The 2,344-nt window shown below is 37.2% G+C and carries 2 protein-coding genes, 1 other RNA gene and 1 pseudogene; 3 read left to right on the top strand and 1 reads right to left on the bottom strand.

Annotation, left to right across the window (positions count from 1 at the left end):
• The 3 genes and pseudogenes from VXQ92_RS15805 to VXQ92_RS15795 all read left to right on the top strand — a co-directional run.
• Positions 1–160 (top strand): annotated as a pseudogene (locus tag VXQ92_RS15805) (RNA-binding protein); the annotation flags it as partial.
• A 145-nt stretch (positions 161–305) separates the two neighbouring features.
• On the top strand, positions 306–1,355 hold the full coding sequence (gene recA, locus VXQ92_RS15800; RefSeq protein ID WP_000344169.1) for a recombinase RecA: 1,050 nt from the start codon (positions 306–308) through the stop codon (positions 1,353–1,355).
• 53 nt (positions 1,356–1,408) lie between these two features.
• Positions 1,409–1,891 (top strand): regulatory protein RecX, encoded by a 483-nt coding sequence (locus tag VXQ92_RS15795; RefSeq protein ID WP_005128499.1) that lies wholly within the window; start codon positions 1,409–1,411, stop codon positions 1,889–1,891.
• Between the two features lie 14 nt (positions 1,892–1,905).
• Here VXQ92_RS15795 and ffs read toward each other — a convergent pair.
• An RNA gene (ffs, locus tag VXQ92_RS15790) (signal recognition particle sRNA small type) lies at positions 1,906–2,002 on the bottom strand.
• Positions 2,003–2,344: the final 342 nt, after the last annotated feature.

The following is a 2,344-nucleotide window of genomic DNA, read 5'->3' as shown; positions in this document are numbered from 1 at the left end:
AAGTATTGCAAGACGGGAGTTGATTGCTTCCCAACGAAAATTGCATAATCTAGCACGACCTGACCATAGACCAAGCAAGAAAGATCGGCGACAAATCAATCGGTTTAAACAGGATAATGATCAACATTATGAAGATCACTGGTCTTATAATGATGAATAAAAACGTCGAGTTGTGTCGCACTCACATATACAATATATAGAAGCTAGAGAAAAAATCTGTCACTATTAGCCCTGTGAAACAAGTTGAGATTCAATGCATCCACTTGGGTTAAACGTGATGAACATAGAGTATTGAGGTTTTTGAGATGGATGAGAATAAAAGCAAAGCATTACAAGCCGCTTTGAGCCAAATTGAGAAGCAATTTGGTAAAAATACGGTTATGCGTCTTGGTGATAACACTGTTCAAGCAGTTGAAGCCGTATCTACAGGTTCTTTAACTTTAGACATCGCATTGGGGATTGGTGGTTTACCAAAAGGCCGTATTATCGAAATTTATGGTCCTGAATCTTCTGGTAAAACCACAATGACATTGCAAGCAATTGCTCAATGTCAAAAATCTGGTGGTACATGTGCCTTCATTGATGCTGAGCACGCCCTAGACCCTCAATATGCACGCAAACTTGGTGTAGATATTGATAACCTACTTGTTTCACAACCCGACAATGGTGAGCAAGCACTTGAAATTGCTGACATGCTTGTCCGTTCAGGCGCAATTGATTTAATCGTTGTGGACTCGGTGGCTGCACTTACACCTAAAGCAGAAATCGAAGGTGAGATGGGTGACTCTCATATGGGTCTACAAGCGCGTCTTATGAGCCAGGCACTTCGTAAAATTACGGGTAATGCTAAACGTTCAAACTGTATGGTTATCTTCATTAACCAGATTCGTATGAAAATTGGTGTTATGTTTGGTAGCCCAGAAACTACCACTGGTGGTAATGCCCTTAAATTCTACGCTTCAGTTCGTTTAGATATTCGTCGTATCGGTCAAGTAAAAGAAGGCGATGAAATTGTTGGTTCAGAAACTAAAGTTAAAGTTGTTAAGAACAAAATGGCTCCTCCGTTTAAAGAAGCTATTTTCCAAATTCTATACGGTAAAGGTACTAACCAACTAGGTGAACTTGTAGATTTAGCTGTACAACAGGATATCGTACAAAAAGCTGGTGCATGGTATTCATATCAAGGCAATAAAATTGGCCAAGGTAAAAACAATGTAATTCGCTATTTTGAAGAAAATACTCAAATAGCTGAAGAAATTGAACGTAATATCCGTGAACAATTGCTGACTACAGGCACAAATGGTGCAGTTCAAATTGAAGATGAAGAAGAGCCAGATCTTTTATTAGAATCGTAATTATACATGAGTCATAAAACGCCCTTCGGGGCGTTTTTTACAAGGAATTTTATATGTTCAAAAGAAACGATGAGCAATCTCAGCAGCGCCCTCCTCTTACTGGCCAACGTTTACGCTCATATGCTTTTGCTTTACTCACTCGCCGAGATTACTCTAAAGCAGAGCTTATCGAGAAATTAGCTCGTTATGCACAAAATATAGAAGAAGTAAAACAACTGGTTAAGGAGTTATCTGAACAAAATTACCAGAGTGATCAACGTGTTGCTGAGCAAATGCTAGCAAGCCAAATTCGTAAAGGTAAAGGACCGAAACGAATTCAACAAGCTTTAAAAACTAAACAAATTGAAAATGATTTAATTGCAGATGAAATTCAAGAAATTGATTGGGTAGAACAGGCTTATCAACTTAAAGTTAAAAAATTTGGAGAAGCTGTAGAGAAAGATCCAAAACTTAAAGCAAAACAGATCAGATTTTTACAATATAGAGGATTTGATTTAGATGTAATTTTAAAAGCAATCCAAAGAAAATTGGATTAAAAGAATGGTGGCAACCCCACTAGCAAAACTTCGGCACATCATAGATCTGCTACCGTTGCTACCTTCCGGTCCTGGCGGGGTTCACAGAGTACAATTGCGAAGCCACCAGCGGGGCTACCATTGCAAAACAAAGTATAGAGATTTTTAAAAGAGTTGCAACCCTTCTCTGCCTTTTTCGGCAAGTTTTTGTTTCGATTGATTAATTCCTCAGCAAAAATAGCTTTAAACCCCAAAAATATAATTTCTTGAGCTTATGCTCTTTTCTTATTTTGCATAAAATATGCTTGAAGATTGTAAACTATCCTTGCATTTAAACTGTTAACTGCTTTAATTGCATTGATCAATGAAAAACCTTAGATATTTAGAGAATTGTTTTTTATATTCCTGTGTCAAGGTGGCTTTTATATAAAATTATGGATTTATACACATGCAAATGAAGAAGCATTCTTTATT

The organism is Acinetobacter sp. 228 (assembly GCF_048147885.1).
The sequence above is the reverse complement of the archived record's forward strand: the minus strand, read 5'-3'. Positions and strand labels throughout refer to the sequence as shown.